The sequence below is a fragment of the Streptomyces sp. NBC_00250 genome (assembly GCF_036192275.1).
Lineage (GTDB): Bacteria > Actinomycetota > Actinomycetes > Streptomycetales > Streptomycetaceae > Streptomyces.
The window spans coordinates 4,344,979-4,359,483 of sequence record NZ_CP108088.1 but is presented as its reverse complement, the minus strand read 5'-3'; the positions used below and the strand labels follow the sequence as shown (position 1 = coordinate 4,359,483).

Below are 14,505 nucleotides of genomic sequence, written 5' to 3'. Positions count from 1 at the left end.
CGCTATGGCAGCGGGAACCATCCGCTACTGGGCCGCGGCCAAGGCCGCCGCCGGTGTCGCGGAGGAGCCGTACACCGCCGAGCACCTCGCGGAGGCCCTCGACGCGGCCCGCGCGAAGCACCCGGGCGAGCTCGTCCAGGTCCTCAAGCGGTGCTCGTTCCTGGTCGACGGTGACCCCGTCGGGACCCGGAGCCATGAGACGGTACGGCTTGCCGAGGGCGGCACGGTCGAGGTGCTCCCCCCGTTCGCAGGAGGGTGAACCCCAGAGCATGAGCAATGACCAGTACTACGGCGGTCAGCAGTACGACCCGTACGCGAACGGGAACGGGAACGGGAACGGGCAGAACCCGAACCAGGGCCCGGCGAACCAGGGCCCCGACGTCACGCAGACGTGGGAGGGCCAGACCTGGGACACCTCGTACCAGCCGGCCGTCTCGTACGAGCAGGTCCAGGCCGAGCGGGCGCGGGCCGCGCAGCAGGAGGCGTACCGGCAGCCGTACGCGCCGGACCGGCAGCAGCCGTACACGCCGTACGCGCCGGACCAGGCCTCCCCGGCCGCCCAGCCCTCCGCGGCCTCCTACGAGTCGTACGAAACCCCCGCCCCGTACTACGCCGAGCCGCAGCAGGCCCAGGCCCAGGGTCAGGCGCCGATCCCGGCCCATGCCGCTGTGGCCCACGCGGCCCCGGTGGCCCCGGTGGAGACCGCCCCCGGCCCGGTGGCCGATGCGGGGCCTTCGTACTCCTCGCCCACCACCTCCGGGAACACCCGGATCACCGACGCCCAGCGCGCCCGCGCCGAAGGCCGCTCGCCCGTGATCGAGCCCGGGATGCAGCCCGCCGCGCTGACCGCCGTCCTCGGACTGCTGCTCGCCGGTGGCGCCGCCCTCGGCACGTACGGGCTCCTCGTCCCGCTCGTGCTGCTCCAGGGCCTCACCGCCGCCGGCTGGTTCCGGCTCAACGGCATGTGGCCCGCCCGGCAGGGCATCGCCCTCGCCTTCGCGGGCGGCCTCGCCGCCGACGCCGCCCTGCTCGCCACCGGCCGGGAGAACGCGGCCGCCGCGATCCTCGGCACCCTCGGCGTCTGGGTGCTGCTCTGCCTGGTCCTCCAGCTGCGCAGCCACGCCGACCCGGACGAGCGCATGTACGGCCTGATGGCCACGATCGCCTCGGCGGCGCTCACCGTCGTCGCCACCGGACACCTCGGCGCCGAGCCCGACGCGGTCGTCGTCGGCGGGGTCGCGGTCGCGGCCGCCGTCCTCGCCCGGGCGCTTCCGCTGCCCGGCCCCGTCTCCCTGATCGCCGCGCTGCTCGCCGCGGCGGGCGCGGGGATCGCGGCCGGCGGCCTCACCGATCTGGGCTCCTCCGGGGCGCTGCTCGGCCTCGGGGCCGGGGTCTGCGCGCTCGTCGGCCTGCGGGTGGCGAGCTACGACTATCCGTCCCGCTTCGTGCACATGACGGCCGGGGTCGCGCTGCCGCTGACGGCCGCCGCGCCGGCGGTCTACCTGCTGGGCCGGGCCCTGGCCTGACCCCGACGCGGCCCTGACCGGACCCTGATCCAGGACGGGCACGGGAACCAACCGGCCCCTCGACACGTCGATCTTCGTGTCGGGGGGCCGGATTCATCCATCCATCGGGGGGACGCACAGCCATGCGAGCACTGCGGATTCTGTTGATCGTGGCCGTCGTGCTGGGCGGGGTCCTCGTGGGGATCGACCGGCTGGCCGTGTCGTACGCCGAGGACGAGGCGGCGGGTCGGGTGAAGCTCGCCTCCGTGGACAGCGATGCCATCGAGGTCGACATCAAGGGCTTCCCGTTCCTGACCCAGGTCGCGGACAAGCACTTCGACGAGGTCGACGTGAAGGCGACCGGCGTGAAGGCGACGGCGGGCAGCAAGCTCATCCGGGTCGGCGAGCTGACCGTGGCCCTGCGGGACGTGACCGTGACCGGTGACTGGTCGGGCGCGAAGGCGGGTTCCGCGAGCGGGACGGCCCTCATCTCGTACGCGGACCTCACCGCGGCCTCCGACCGGGAGGCCACCGTCGCCTACGGCGGGAACGGCAAGGTGAAGGTGACCGGTGGAGTGACGGTCATGGGCCGCACCCTGACCCGTACGGTCCTCTCGACGGTGACCGTGGTGAACGGCGACACGATCCGGGTCCGTGCCGACGAGGTGCCCGGTGAGGGCATCCCGGGCATCGAGGAGCTGGTCCGCGCGCGCACCGACTTCGAGCGCCCGCTCGGCGTGATCGCCGGCATGAAGGTGGAGAAGGTCGAGCCGAGGCCGGACGGTCTGGCCGTCTCCGTGACCGGCACGGACGTCGTCCTGGCGGGCTGACCGCCCCGGCACGACCCCAGGGGCGACCCACGGCACGGCGCCCGGTACGACGCCCGGTGCGACCCGCGGCAGTACCCCGGCCCCATCCGGGGCGCGCCCGCGTGCGACACCCTCGCGGCACCCGGATGCCCCCGATGAGTACCCGTTGGTCACATGCTGAGACGCCGCTGTCCGCTCCGTAGAAACGCTGGTCGGCGCCCGGGTGCGGAGGCTTGCGGAGCACGCCCTCACGGTGATCGCGTCTCGCATCTCGGACGATCGCGTCTCAAAATACGACACACCGGTGACACGGCCGCCTGTCCGTCCCTACGATCGAGGGCATGAAGCGACAGGCGGATCTCACGAAGCGGCGGGCAGTAGACCTGTGCCGCGTCGCCGCCATGCTCTGTCGCACCGTCTGAGCGGGACTCACCACTCCCGTATTCCTCAGGCCCTCCCACCGAGGTCAGGGCCGCCCCGTGTAGCCGTACGCACGTCCGTTCCGCACGTCCTTCTTGCCCGACGAGTAGCCGACGAGTAGCCGACGAGCCTCCCGCGACGAGGCGTACCGCACCACACCCGCACCACACCGCCGCACACTGCCCCGGAGGAGAACAGCATGGCTCGCAGCGACGTCCTGGTCGACGCGGACTGGGTCGAGGCCAACCTCGACAACCCGCAGGTCGCCCTCGTCGAGGTCGACGAGGACACCTCGGCCTACGAGAAGAACCACATCCGCAACGCCATCCGGATCGACTGGACCCAGGACCTGCAGGACCCGGTCCGCCGCGACTTCATCGACCAGGAGGGCTTCGAGAAGCTCCTGTCGGCGAAGGGCATCGGGAACGACACCACGGTCGTCCTCTACGGCGGCAACAACAACTGGTTCGCCTCCTACGCCTACTGGTACTTCAAGCTCTACGGCCACCAGGACGTGAAGCTCCTCGACGGCGGCCGCAAGAAGTGGGAGCTCGACTCCCGCGACCTGGTCGACGGCTCCGAGATCCCGGCCCGCCCGGCCACCGAGTACAAGGCCAAGGCCCAGGACTCCTCGATCCGCGCCTTCCGCGACGACGTCGTGGCCGCGATCGGCGCCCAGAACCTGGTCGACGTCCGCTCGCCCGACGAGTTCTCCGGCAAGCTCCTCGCCCCGGCGCACCTCCCGCAGGAGCAGTCGCAGCGCCCCGGCCACGTGCCGAGCGCCCGCAACATCCCGTGGTCGAAGAACGCCAACGACGACGGCACGTTCAAGTCGGACGACGAGCTCAAGGCCCTCTACGAGGACGAGCAGGTCGACCTGGCGAAGGACACCATCGCCTACTGCCGCATCGGTGAGCGCTCCGCGCTCACGTGGTTCGTCCTGCACGAGCTGCTCGAGGTCTCGAACGTCAAGAACTACGACGGCTCGTGGACCGAGTACGGCTCCCTCGTCGGCGTGCCGATCGAGCTCGGCGCCAACAAGTAACTCCCCGGATCCTCCCTCCTCCGGACCCCTCGACCGTAAGGACAGAACGACATGTGTGGAGCGCAGCCCGGCGGCCCCGACGCCTCGACGATCAAGCCCGGTGAGACCACCATCCAGGGCTTCGTGACCAAGGACGGACAGCCCGTCACCGGTTACGTCCGCCTCCTGGACTCGACCGGCGAGTTCACGGCCGAGGTTCCGACCTCCGCCACCGGCCAGTTCCGTTTCTACGCGGCCGAGGGCACCTGGACCGTCCGCGCCCTGGTCCCCGGCGGCACCGCCGACCGCCAGGTCGTGGCGCAGCACGGTGGCCTCGCCGAGGTCGCCATCGCGGTCTGATCCGCGACACCGAACCGGCCGAAGGGCCGTGCCTCCTGGGGGGTTGGACGCCATTCCAGGACTTGAGGCACGGCCCTTCGGTCGTACCCTGGAGGTGTGTACGCACGACGTCGCCACGTCTATTTCTGGATGATGGGCGCCTGCCTGCTGCTCTTCGTGGGCGCCTGGGCCGTCGTGCGCCTCTTCTCGATGCCGGTGGCCATCGGCATGTGCGTGGTCGCCATGGTCATCCCCCCGGTCGCCGCGATGGTCGCGAACCGCCGGGGCCCGGAGGACCGCTGGTGGGACGACCCCTCGGGCGACCCGAAGTCGGACGAGTGGTGGGACGAACTCGACGGCAAGAAGCGCCGGGAGCCCTGACCGGTGGCTGACTAGTAGACGAGCGCCTGCGTCTCGTCCGCCATCGCTTCCTGGACGAAGAGTTGCGCGCCGGCGATGCGGAAGCCCTCCAGGAGGTCCTTCTCCTCGATGTCGCGGCGGGCCGCGCACTGCGTGCAGACCGTGATGCGGCCCCCGCTCGCCACGATTCCGTCGATCAGGTCCGGCAGCGGTGCGGCGTGCGGGAGCTCGAACTCGGCGGCGCGGCCCGGGAGGGCGAACCACGAGGACTCGCCCGTCAGCCAGAGCGAGACCTCGACGCCGCTGGCGGCGGCGACGGCGGCCACCGTGAAGGCCTGGGAGCAGCGTTCGGGGGCCTCGGCCCCCGCGGTCACCTTGATCACGAGCTTCTTCGGCATATGCCGAACTGTAATGTGCGGCACCGCAACCCCCGGTGTCCCCCACGTGTCTGCTGGGTGCGCGGATGACGGAATCCGCGCTTCAGGTCTCGTGGGGGGACTCTTGAGCAACGAAGAAAGCACCCGAAATCCGGAAACGGCGCCGCCGCCGACCCCGGAGCCGGGCACGGAAACCGCACCCCCGGACGCGTCGCGGGACGCATCGGAGGATGTGGCTCCGGTCACAGCTCCGGTCACAGCGCCGGCCGCGGTATCGGTCGTGGAGCCGACTGCGGACACGGTCTCGGAGCCGGTCGCGGACGCGGTCGACGACTCGGCCGCGGAGCCCGCCGTGCCGCCCGTCGCCGTACGGCCGCGCCCCCGTGTCCTCCGTACCGTCGGACTGATCGCCGTCGCCGCCGTCCTCGGCCTCGTCGGCGGCACCGCCGTCGGCTACGGCATCCAGGCCGACCGCGAGCCGACCGCCCTGCCGCCGCTGAACCAGCCGGGCCTCGCCCACCCGAAGCCGCTCCCCGCGGGGCAGAAGGCGGAGCCGATCCCGGCCTCGGAGGACCTCCGCGCGAAGGCGGAGGGCGACCTGCGGAAGCTGCTGCTGCCGAAGCCCGCCGGAGCGAAGAAGGCCGAGTTCGCCGACGCCGACGGCTGGATGCCGGTCAGCGAGTTCGCGTCGAACTTCAAGGGGCCCGGCAACGCGCTCGACTACCAGCTCGACCTGGGCATCCGGCGGGTCGCCGTCACCTCCTGGGAGACGGGCGAGCACAAGGTGACCGAGATCCGGCTCGTCCAGTACCGCTCGAACGACGTCCTCGGCGCGCAGGAGTACGTCGAGGACCAGCAGGGCTACATGCCGGACGAGGACTTCGCCGACAACGAGGGCAAGGCCCTCGAAGGCTCGTCCGACGGCCGCTACTACCTCTTCCCCGTGCAGCGGAAGGCCGGCTACCTGGACATCCACGAGGCCCGGGCCTACTTCTACCGCGGTGACATCGCGGTGGAGATCTTCGTCGTCGACACCGAGAAGGTCTCCGAGAAAGACATCCGTTCGCTGGCCGAGCGACAGCTGGGGCGCCTGTGAGTGAGGACCGGAACGACGTGACCGAACCCGTGGCCGGACCCGTGACCGAAACCGTGGCCGTACCCGGCACCGAATCGGTGGCAGAGCCGATGGCGAAGCGGGGTGTCCGGCGGGTCCTGATCCGGGTCGTCCTGCCCTCCGTGCTCGTCCTCGGCCTGATCGGCGGCGGCGTCACCTACACCGCGCTCACCGTCTCCTCCGCCGACCGCACCGCGCCGACGCGGTTGTGGGGCACAGCGGAGAAGTCCGCACAGGACAAGGACCCGGCCGCCGCGCGGGCGCGCGGCAAGACCGGAACGCCGCTGAGCAAGCTCCTCCTGCCGCTGCCGGAGGGATACGAGTTCGGCCCCGACGAGGAGCTGTACGGGAACGACGGCGAGCTCGGCGCCGCGGACGCCACCGCCCTGATGAAGCAGGCGGGCGAGGGGCTCTCGGGGAAGAAGCGCCGCGCGTTCGAGAAGGACGTCGACAAGCTCGGCATCGAGGGCATCGGGGTCCGGTCCTTCGCGGACCTGAACAACGACGTCGTCGTCTCCGTGGAGCTGGCGCGGATGAAGGACAAGAAGCAGATCAAGAACACCTACCGGCTGCGCAAGGAGGTCATGGACCTTCTGGAGTTCCCCAAGGGCCCCAAGGTGAAGGACCACCGGAACGCCGTCTGCTACCTCGCGCCCGAGGACGACTCCCTGGACAAGAAGGAGCGGGCCGCGGCGCTGGAGGAGATGATCTGCCTCGCGTACGACTCCGAGGTCTTCGTCATCGTCAAGGCGGCGGGCGCCAAGCCGTTCGACAAGGCGCGCGTGGCGAAGCTGCTGACGCGGCAACTCGACCACATCGCATCCCCGGGGGAGTACGTATGACCGAGCAGACCCTGACCCAGCCCGGGACCCAGCCCGGGCCCGAGGCGCCGGCCCCGGCGGAGGCCCCGGCGGAGGTCCGGGCCCAGCCCCCCGCCCCCGCTCCGGAGAAGCCGAGGAAGTCCCGCCGGCCGCTGCTCCGGGGCATCGCCCGCTGGACCGCCGCCGTGCTCGTCCTCGGCGGTGTCGGCACCGGTACGGCCATGGGGATCACCGCCATGGAGCGCACCGACGTACCGGGGCTGGCGACCGAGTCCGACGGCCGCTGGGACTACCCGAGGCTCGCCCTTCCGGCGCTGCCCGACGGCACCCTGCGTCCGTTCACCGAGGGCAACGACGGCGAGGTCCACCACGCCGACCTCCGGCAGCTGCTGCTGCCCGCTCCGGCGGGTGCCACGGTCGACCCGAAGCTCAAGGGCGGCTGGGTCGGCCTCGACACGTACCTCGCGCACTTCCACGCCGACGACCGGAGCGCGGTGAAGGAGGCCCTGGCCGAGTCCGCGCTGCGGCACGTCGCCGCCCGCGGCTGGACGACGCCGGACGGCACGTCCACGCGCGTGTACCTGATGCGGTTCACGTCGGTCGCGTTCGCGGAGGCGTTCAAGGACGAGGTCCTGGACGCGGGCACGCGCGGCAGCCGGCTTCCGGCCGGTGTCGACGGCGAGACGTTGGACTCCTCCCTGAGCGACGTCCGTCTCTCGTTCCTGTCGCTGTACTCCTTCGACGAACGGAAGCCCTACGGCCCCGAGCAGACGCGGTGGGCGTACATCCAGGCCGGTGACACGCTCGGTCTGGTCGTCCAGTCCCGCAAGGGCGAGGCGCTCACCGTCCCGTTCCAGCAGACGGTGGCGCTTCAGGCGCAGCTGCTGAGCTGATCATCGGCGAGACCCACCTCACCGAGTGGGCCGGGCCCCCGCCTACTAAGCTGGGGTCCGGCCCGTTCCGCCTTCACCGCTCAGTCGAGGAGCACCCTGTGATCATTTTCTTCGAAACCCTGCTGGTCCTGGTCGCCGTCGGCGTGCTCGCCTTCACCGGACTGGTTGTGAAGAAGCTGTACCAGGGTCAGCGCTAACACCCCTCGCCAACCACTCCTAGAGAACGCCAGAGCTGCTCATGATCGAGATCCCGTCCGACCTCAACCCGGAGCTCGTCCCCCTCGCGTTCCTGCTCGGCACGTGGGAGGGCGCGGGCGTCGCCGACTTCCCCGGCGCCGAGAAGTGCAACTTCGGCCAGTCCGTGACGTTCAGCCACGACGGCCGTGACTTCCTCGAGTACACGTCCCACTCCTGGGTCCTGGACAACGAGGGCAACAAGGTCCGTCCGCTGGAGAGCGAGAGCGGTTACTGGCGCATCGACAAGGACCGCAAGGTCGAGGTCGTCATGGTCCGCGACCAGGGCATCGTCGAGATCTGGTACGGCGAGCTCGCCGACCAGAAGCCGCAGATCGACCTGGCGACGGACGCCGTCGCCCGCACCGCGGCCTCGGGCCCGTACTCCGGTGGCAAGCGGCTCTACGGCTACGTCAAGAGCGACCTCATGTGGGTGGGCGAGAAGGCGACCCCCGAGGTCCCGCTGCGGCCGTACATGTCGGCCCACCTGAAGAAGGTCGTGACGCCGGAAGAGGTCGCGGAGATGGCCCGCAACCTCGGCGACCTGCCGGACGACGGCATCGCCTTCTTCCGCTAGACCCTGGGGTGGCGCACCGCGCCCTCATACACTGGGGGCGTGGTGAGCACCGACTGGAAAAGCGACCTGCGGCAGCGCGGCTATCGGCTGACGCCGCAGCGTCAGCTTGTCCTGGAGGCCGTCGACGCGTTGGAGCACGCGACGCCCGACGACATCCTCGTCGAGGTCCGCAGGACCGCGTCCGGGGTGAACATCTCCACCGTCTACCGGACCCTGGAGCTCCTGGAGGAGCTCGGGCTCGTGAGCCACGCCCATCTGGGGCACGGGGCTCCGACGTACCACCTCGCCGACCGGCACCACCATCTGCACCTGGTCTGCCGGGACTGCTCCGAGGTGATCGAGGCGGACGTCTCGGTGGCCGCCGAGTTCACCGGGAAACTCCGCGAGACCTTCGGCTTCGAGACCGACATGAAGCACTTCGCCATCTTCGGGCGGTGTGGGAACTGCGCGAAGAAGTCGACGGAGGCCGCCGTGGAGGCCACCCGGGCCGCGGACGGGCCCACCGAGGCGACCGGCGGCGACCGCGCCCCGTAGGACCCTCCCGCAGAGTCGTAGGCTTCTTCCATGAAGAGCCCTCTGCTGTCCCTGCCCGGCGCCGTCGCCGCCGAAGGCCGCGACGAAGGTGTCGCCGCGCATTACGGCGACCTGTTCCGTGAGCAGCGCGCCCTCGCCGACGGACGCGGTTTCGTCGACCTCTCGCACCGCGGTGTCGTCGCCGTCACCGGTGACGACCGGCTGAGCTGGCTGCACCTGCTCGTCACCCAGCACATGACCGACCTGGCGCCCGGACAGGCCACCGAGGCGCTGATCCTCTCGGCGAACGGGCACATCGAGCACGCCCTGTACCTCGTCGACGACGGCGAGACGGTGTGGGCGCACGTCGAGCCGGGGACGCGGGAGGAGCTCGTCGCGTACCTGGAGTCGATGAAGTTCTTCTACCGGGTCGAGGTCGCCGACCGCACCGACGACATCGCCGTCGTCCACATCCCGGCCGGTTCCATCGCCGAGGTGCCCGCGGGAGCCGTCGTACGGGAGACCCCGCACGGCCGAGACCTGTTCGTGCCCCGCGCCGACCTGGAGTCCTTCGCGGCCTCCCACGGGCCGGCCGCCGGCATCCTCGCGTACGAGGCGCTGCGCGTCGAGGCCCACCGGCCCCGGCTCGGCTTCGAGACCGACCACCGGACCATCCCGCACGAGGTCGGCCTCATCGGCAGCGCCGTCCACCTGCAGAAGGGCTGCTACCGGGGCCAGGAGACCGTCGCCCGGGTGCAGAACCTGGGGAAGCCGCCGCGCCGACTGGTCTTCCTGCACCTGGACGGCAGCGAGGTGCTGCTGCCCGGGCACGGCACCCCGCTCCGGCTCGCCGCCGACGGTGAGGAGGGCCGCCAGCTCGGCTTCGTGACCAGCTCCGTCCGCCACCACGAGCTGGGGCCGATCGCCCTGGCCCTGGTGAAGCGGAACGTGCCGGTGGACGCCCCGCTGATCGCCGGGACGACGGCCGCCGCGCAGGAGACCGTCGTCGAGCCGTAGTCCCCGGCTCCCGGTGGTTCCTTCTGCCGGCTCAGACGTCGATCAGCACCGTGAACGGGCCGTGATTCGTGAGCGAGACGCGCATGTCCGCTCCGAACCGGCCCGTCTCCACGTGCGCGCCCAGTTCGCGCAGCCGGGCCACGACCTCGTCCACGAGGGGCTCGGCCACCGGGCCGGGCGCGGCCGCGTTCCAGGTGGGGCGGCGGCCCTTGCGGGCATCGCCGTAGAGCGTGAACTGGGAGATGACGAGCAGCGGCGCGTTCACGTCCGAGCACGACTTCTCGTCGTCCAGTACCCGGACGGACCAGAGCTTTCTGGCCAATTGGGCGGCCTTCTCCGGGGTGTCGTCATGGGTCACCCCGACCAGCACGCACAAGCCCTCGCCGGTGATCTCACCGACGGTCTCCCCTGCGACGACGACGCTCGCGCCGTCCACCCTCTGCACCACTGCACGCATACGCCCCAACCTACCTAGCGGCCACCAGTCCGGCGGATGAGGGGCCGAACGGGTGCAGAGCGCCTGCACGCGTGCGTGCAGGAGTGGCACCATGCGTTGAGGCGGTGCGGCTCCGCACCGGTCGAGGGGACGATTCTCATGAGTGCACCTGGCACCGGGCCGACGCCGTCCGGCCCCGTACCGCTGATCCGCGCCGGAACCAGGGGCGGTGGACCGGGCGGAGGCCCGGGCACCCGCCCACCCGTACAGAGGACCGCCGAGCCGGCCCTGCCGGACCGGACCCAGCCCGAACTGGGTGCGCTGCGGCTGCCCGAGCTGCGCGCGCTGCGCCGCGACGCGCAGAGCGACGAGGCCGACCTGAGCTACGTACGGCGGATGCTCCAGGGCCGTATCGACATCCTGCGGGCCGAGCTGGCACGGCGGACCGATCCCGAGGCCCCGGTCCTCGACCGGCTCTCCGAGATCCTCGCCGACGTGCCCTCGCGGCACCGCAGCTCGGCCCGGCACGTGACGCTGTCGACGCCGCGCAGCGAGGAGTACCGGCGGCTGGCGGCCGAGATGCTGTCGGAGGTCGAGCTGTCGGACCTGACGGCCCGTACGGACGACGAGCTGCACGCGGGGATGGGGCGGCTCGCGGGCTACGAGCAGCAGATCTCCCGCCGTCGGCAGCACCTCCAGCGGACCGCCGACGACTGCAGCGGGGAGATCGCCCGCCGCTACCGGGAGGGCGAGGCGCAGGTCGACGATCTGCTGGCGTGAGCCGCGGACGAGGCCGCGGAGCCCGGGCCGCGGGGCTTCCGGGTGGGCGCGGGGAAACTCGGATGCGGGTGCGCCGGGGCCGTGCGTAGGGTCGAAGGATGACTGTCGACGTACGCGCGGTGACGGAGTCCGAGTTCCCCGACTGGCTGCGCGCCCTGCGCACCGGGTTCCTCCGCCCGCCGGTCGTGACCGACGCGGAGGTCGCCGACCGGCTGGCGCACGTCGACCCCGCGCGGACGCTCGGGGCCTTCGACGGGGACCGTCTCGTCGCCACCTTCCGGTCGTTCCGGCAGGAGGTCAGCACGGTCGGCGGCGGCAGCCTCACGGCCGACGCGATCACCCAGGTCACCGTCTCCCCGACGCACCGCAGGCGCGGGCTGCTCAGCCGGATGATGACCTCCGACCTGGCCGCCGCGAAGGAGCGGGGCGACGCGATCGCCACCCTGATCGCCGCCGAGTACCCGATCTACGGGCGGTACGGCTTCGGCCCGGCCAGCTGGTGCAGCGCGTGGAGCGTGGACGTCCGCCGGACCGGGCTCGACCCGCGCCGCTCGGGCCGTCCGGAGGACGGCGGCCGGATCGACATGACCGACGCCGACGAGATCCGCAAGATCGGCCCCGGGACGCACCGCCGGCTCGCCGGTGTCCGCGCCGGGGTGACCGACCGTTCCCCGCGCGACTGGGAGGTCGGCACCGGGCTCAGTGTGCACAGCGAGTCGTGGCGGGAGCCGTTCTACGCGGTGTACCGGGCGGAGTCCGGCGAGGTCGAGGGCTTTGTGGCCTACACGGCCGACGACAAGTGGGACGACGCCAAGCAGCCGATGAACACGGCGACCGTACGGGATCTGATCGCCGTCACCCCGGCCGCGGAGCGGGCGCTGTGGCACTACCTCTGCTCCATCGACTGGATCGGCACCGTCCGCTCCGGCTACCGGGCCCCCGACGACCCGCTGCCGCTGCTCCTGCCGGACCCGCGCGCCGCGAAGCTGCTGACGCATGCGGACATGCTGTGGGTGCGGGTCCTGGACGTCGTCCGGGTCCTGGAGAGCCGGACGTACCCGGTGGCGGACAGCCTCGTGCTCGACGTGCGGGACGGGGGCGGGACCGGGGACGGGCTCGCCGGTGGGCGGTACCGCCTCGACGCCTCCCCGGACGGCGTCTCCTGTGTCCGTACGACCGAGTCCGCCGATCTCGCCTTCGACATCGCCGAGTTGAGCACTTTCGCCTTCGGCGACGAGTCGGCGGTACGGCTCTCCCGGGTCGGGCGCGTCGAGGAGCTTACGGCCGGCGCGGCCGCCCGCGCCGATCTGCTCTTCCGTACCTCGCTGCGGCCCTTCTCGCCCGACATCTTCTGATCCCCGCAGGGGGTCAGCGGGTACGGAGCCGGAAGAGGATTCCTGACGCGGCGAGCGCCAGGACGAGCAGGCCCGCGCACCAACCCAGGGCGATCCACGGCGAGTTGCCGACCGGCTGGTCGAGCAGCAGGCCCCGCATGGACTCGATCAGCGGGGTCACCGGCTGGTGCTCGGCGAAGCCGTGGAGCCAGCTCGGCATGGTGTCGATCGGCACGAACGCGCTGCTCGGATACGGCAGGAACATCATGAAGAAGGTGACCGCGCCGGCCGCCTCCGCCGTTCTGGTGACCAGGCCGATCGCCGCCGACAGCCAGGACACCGCGGTGATGTAGGCGAGCAGCAGTCCGATCGCCGCGAGCCAGCCACCCGGTGTGGCGGCGGGGCGGAAGCCGATGACGAAGGCGGCGCCGAGGACGAGCGTGGTGGAGAGCGCGTTGCGGGTGACGGCGGCGGCGACGTGTCCGGCGAGGAACGGCGTCCCGCCGACGTCGAGCGTGCGGAACCGGTCGACGACCCCGAGGCGCATGTCCTCGCTGACGGAGACGGCGGTGCCCGACGCGCCGAAACCGGCGCAGAGGACGAGCACGCCGGGGACGACGTAGGTGACGTACCGGGTGCCGGTGTCGATGGCGCCGCCGAAGAAGTAGACGAAGACCAGCATCAGCATGATCGGCAGCATCATCGAGGTGATGACGGCGTCGAGGTTGCGGCGGCTGAGGCGGATGCCGCGCCCGGCGAGGGTGCTCGCGGCGGTGAGTCCGCCCGTGAGGACGTCAGACATGGCTGGGCTCCTTGTCGGCGGTGAGGGGCCTGTCGGCGGTGAGGGTCAGGAAGACGTCGTCGAGGGTGGCCGTGTGCAGGCTGAAGCGGGCGATGTCCCGGCGCTCGGGGTCGAGTGCGTCGAGCAGCTCCCGTACGTGGCCGGCGCTGCCGTCGGTGGGGATGCCGAGCGTGCGGGTCTCGGGGTCGTGGTGGGCGGTGGGGCCCGCGAGCGTGCCGAGCCGCAGGCGGCTCTCCTCGTCGTACGCCACGATGTCGAGGCGGTGGGCGGCGTACCGGGCCTTGAGGTCGGCGGGGGTGCCCTCGGCGAGGGTGCGGCCCTTGCCGAGGACGGCGATCCGGTCGGCGAGGCGGTCGGCCTCCTCCAGGTACTGGGTGGTGAGGAAGACCGTCGTGCCGCCGTCGGAGAGTTCGCGGACGACCTCCCACAGTTCCTGGCGGCTGCGCGGGTCGAGGCCGGTGGTCGGTTCGTCGAGGAACATCACCTGGGTCGCGCCGGGGTCGCGGACGAGACCGGCGGCGAGGTCCAGGCGGCGACGCATGCCGCCCGAGTACGTCTTCGTGAGGCGGTCGCCCGCCTCGGTGAGGCCGAAGCGTTCGAGGAGCTCGGTGGCGCGGCGGTCGGCGGCGGGGCGGGAGAGGCCGGAGAGCCGTGCCGCCATCCGGAGGTTCTCGGTGCCGGTCTGGTTCTCGTCGACGGCGGCGAACTGTCCGGTGAGGCTGATCGCGCGGCGGACCCGGGAGCGCGCGGTGACGACGTCGTGTCCGGCGACGCGCGCGTGGCCGGTATCGGGTGTGGTGAGGGTGGCGAGGATGCGGACGGTCGTGGTCTTCCCGGCGCCGTTGGGGCCGAGGAGGGCGAAGACGGTGCCGCGCGGGACGTGGAGGTCGAGGGCGTCGAGGACGCGGACGTCTCCGTAGGTCTTGGTCAGGCCGATGGCTTCGATGGCCGGAGGCATGGGTGTGCTCCCTGGGCGTGTGGACTGCTCTGCCGTACTGCGTATGCCGTACGCGTTACTGCGTAAGGGTTACGCATTACTAGGATGGGTGTCAAGCGTGCGAGGTGGCCGGGAGGCGGCGGGTTGTGACGAACGGCGAGGAACGTACGGGCGGCGGGAGCGGCGGCGACGGTGCGACGGGCCCCGACGGCA

At 71.7% G+C, this 14,505-nt stretch carries 19 protein-coding genes; 15 read left to right on the top strand and 4 right to left on the bottom strand.

Annotated features, from left to right (window positions below; all coding sequences use genetic code 11):
• The first annotated feature begins 4 nt into the window (after positions 1 to 4).
• The 7 genes from OG259_RS19650 (at position 5) to OG259_RS19625 (ending at position 4,478) form a co-directional block, all read left to right on the top strand.
• A complete protein-coding gene (locus tag OG259_RS19650) occupies positions 5 to 259 on the top strand; it encodes a MoaD/ThiS family protein (protein WP_030323286.1) in 255 nt (84 codons plus the stop codon).
• Positions 260 to 269: 10 nt separating this feature from the next.
• Positions 270 to 1,526 (top strand): hypothetical protein, encoded by a 1,257-nt coding sequence (locus tag OG259_RS19645; protein ID WP_328943461.1) that lies wholly within the window; start codon positions 270 to 272, stop codon positions 1,524 to 1,526.
• Positions 1,527 to 1,648: 122 nt separating this feature from the next.
• Positions 1,649 to 2,335: an LmeA family phospholipid-binding protein gene (locus tag OG259_RS19640; RefSeq protein ID WP_328943460.1), complete on the top strand. Its 687-nt coding sequence runs from the start codon at positions 1,649 to 1,651 to the stop codon at positions 2,333 to 2,335.
• Positions 2,336 to 2,655: 320 nt separating this feature from the next.
• Positions 2,656 to 2,736: a putative leader peptide gene (locus tag OG259_RS41785; RefSeq protein ID WP_350203226.1), complete on the top strand. Its 81-nt coding sequence runs from the start codon at positions 2,656 to 2,658 to the stop codon at positions 2,734 to 2,736.
• A 197-nt stretch (positions 2,737 to 2,933) separates the two neighbouring features.
• Positions 2,934 to 3,779, top strand: coding sequence for a sulfurtransferase (locus OG259_RS19635; RefSeq protein WP_266894598.1), 846 nt, complete (start codon positions 2,934 to 2,936; stop codon positions 3,777 to 3,779).
• A gap of 51 nt (positions 3,780 to 3,830) precedes the next feature.
• Entirely contained in the window at positions 3,831 to 4,118 is a 288-nt protein-coding gene (locus tag OG259_RS19630) for a DUF1416 domain-containing protein (protein ID WP_015035121.1), read from the top strand.
• A 96-nt stretch (positions 4,119 to 4,214) separates the two neighbouring features.
• Complete coding sequence (locus OG259_RS19625) at positions 4,215 to 4,478, top strand: DUF3099 domain-containing protein (protein ID WP_073911713.1); 264 nt, start codon at positions 4,215 to 4,217, stop codon at positions 4,476 to 4,478.
• A gap of 11 nt (positions 4,479 to 4,489) precedes the next feature.
• On the opposite strand, the gene OG259_RS19620 is transcribed toward OG259_RS19625, so the two are convergent.
• Positions 4,490 to 4,855, bottom strand: a complete 366-nt coding sequence (locus tag OG259_RS19620; protein WP_328943459.1) for a DsrE family protein — start codon at positions 4,853 to 4,855, stop codon at positions 4,490 to 4,492.
• A 259-nt stretch (positions 4,856 to 5,114) separates the two neighbouring features.
• On the opposite strand from OG259_RS19620, the gene OG259_RS19615 reads away from it, so the two are divergent.
• The 6 genes from OG259_RS19615 to ygfZ all read left to right on the top strand — a co-directional run bounded on the left by OG259_RS19615 (position 5,115) and on the right by ygfZ (position 10,003).
• Positions 5,115 to 5,930: a hypothetical protein gene (locus OG259_RS19615; RefSeq protein WP_328943458.1), complete on the top strand. Its 816-nt coding sequence runs from the start codon at positions 5,115 to 5,117 to the stop codon at positions 5,928 to 5,930.
• Positions 5,931 to 5,947: 17 nt separating this feature from the next.
• Complete coding sequence (locus tag OG259_RS19610) at positions 5,948 to 6,790, top strand: hypothetical protein (protein ID WP_328943457.1); 843 nt, start codon at positions 5,948 to 5,950, stop codon at positions 6,788 to 6,790.
• Positions 6,787 to 7,662: a hypothetical protein gene (locus tag OG259_RS19605; RefSeq protein WP_328943456.1), complete on the top strand. Its 876-nt coding sequence runs from the start codon at positions 6,787 to 6,789 to the stop codon at positions 7,660 to 7,662. The genes OG259_RS19610 and OG259_RS19605 overlap by 4 nt, the downstream gene beginning before the upstream one ends.
• A 238-nt stretch (positions 7,663 to 7,900) precedes the next feature.
• Positions 7,901 to 8,473, top strand: a complete 573-nt coding sequence (locus tag OG259_RS19600; protein ID WP_266894612.1) for an FABP family protein — start codon at positions 7,901 to 7,903, stop codon at positions 8,471 to 8,473.
• Between the two features lie 39 nt (positions 8,474 to 8,512).
• Positions 8,513 to 9,007 carry a Fur family transcriptional regulator gene (locus OG259_RS19595; protein WP_328943455.1) on the top strand — a complete coding sequence of 165 codons (495 nt, stop codon included), beginning with the start codon at positions 8,513 to 8,515 and terminating at the stop codon, positions 9,005 to 9,007.
• 30 nt (positions 9,008 to 9,037) lie between these two features.
• On the top strand, positions 9,038 to 10,003 hold the full coding sequence (ygfZ, locus tag OG259_RS19590) for a CAF17-like 4Fe-4S cluster assembly/insertion protein YgfZ (protein ID WP_328943454.1): 966 nt from the start codon (positions 9,038 to 9,040) through the stop codon (positions 10,001 to 10,003).
• 31 nt (positions 10,004 to 10,034) lie between these two features.
• Here the strand turns inward: ygfZ and dtd are convergent, their stop codons facing one another.
• On the bottom strand, positions 10,035 to 10,460 hold the full coding sequence (gene dtd / locus OG259_RS19585; RefSeq protein ID WP_266894618.1) for a D-aminoacyl-tRNA deacylase: 426 nt from the start codon (positions 10,458 to 10,460) through the stop codon (positions 10,035 to 10,037).
• Positions 10,461 to 10,598: 138 nt separating this feature from the next.
• Between dtd and OG259_RS19580 the strand changes: the two genes are divergently transcribed.
• Together OG259_RS19580 and OG259_RS19575 are read left to right on the top strand one after the other, a co-directional pair.
• A complete protein-coding gene (locus OG259_RS19580) occupies positions 10,599 to 11,219 on the top strand; it encodes an RsiG family protein (protein WP_328943453.1) in 621 nt (206 codons plus the stop codon).
• Between the two features lie 98 nt (positions 11,220 to 11,317).
• Entirely contained in the window at positions 11,318 to 12,574 is a 1,257-nt protein-coding gene (locus tag OG259_RS19575) for a GNAT family N-acetyltransferase (RefSeq protein ID WP_328943452.1), read from the top strand.
• 13 nt (positions 12,575 to 12,587) lie between these two features.
• On the opposite strand, the gene OG259_RS19570 is transcribed toward OG259_RS19575, so the two are convergent.
• Entirely contained in the window at positions 12,588 to 13,355 is a 768-nt protein-coding gene (locus OG259_RS19570; protein WP_328943451.1) for an ABC transporter permease, read from the bottom strand.
• Positions 13,348 to 14,313, bottom strand: a complete 966-nt coding sequence (locus tag OG259_RS19565) for an ABC transporter ATP-binding protein (RefSeq protein ID WP_328943450.1) — start codon at positions 14,311 to 14,313, stop codon at positions 13,348 to 13,350. Before OG259_RS19565 ends, OG259_RS19570 begins: the two co-directional genes overlap by 8 nt.
• Positions 14,314 to 14,505 lie beyond the last annotated feature (192 nt).